This is a genomic window from Akkermansia sp. KLE1798, assembly GCF_001580195.1.
Lineage (GTDB): Bacteria > Verrucomicrobiota > Verrucomicrobiia > Verrucomicrobiales > Akkermansiaceae > Akkermansia > Akkermansia biwaensis.
Genome location: NZ_KQ971097.1, coordinates 1 through 258, shown reverse-complemented (window position 1 = coordinate 258; position 258 = coordinate 1). Strand labels below are relative to the sequence as shown.

At 55.0% G+C, this 258-nt stretch carries 1 pseudogene; it reads left to right on the top strand.

Features of this window, described 5'->3' with window-relative positions:
* Positions 1–5: 5 nt before the first annotated feature.
* Positions 6–258 (top strand): annotated as a pseudogene (locus HMPREF3039_RS11675) (hypothetical protein); the annotation flags it as partial.

Here is a 258-nt window from a genome sequence, read left to right as displayed (position 1 = left end):
AACCCATGAGCACCTCCTTAAAGAAAATCTATGTTAACGGCTTCCCCAGCCTCTACGGCGGAGCCGGAACCGAACTCCACCACCAGATTCTGGTCTGGAAACACATGGACATTGACGTCCATATCATCCCCACCAACGACGGCTTCCAAAACGAAGCCCTCTACCTGGACATGGTCAGGCTGGGCGTCCATATCCACGCTCCCAACGATTGGTCCGTCCTGGAAGAAGGGGATGCCATCATCGGATTCTGCAACGGCG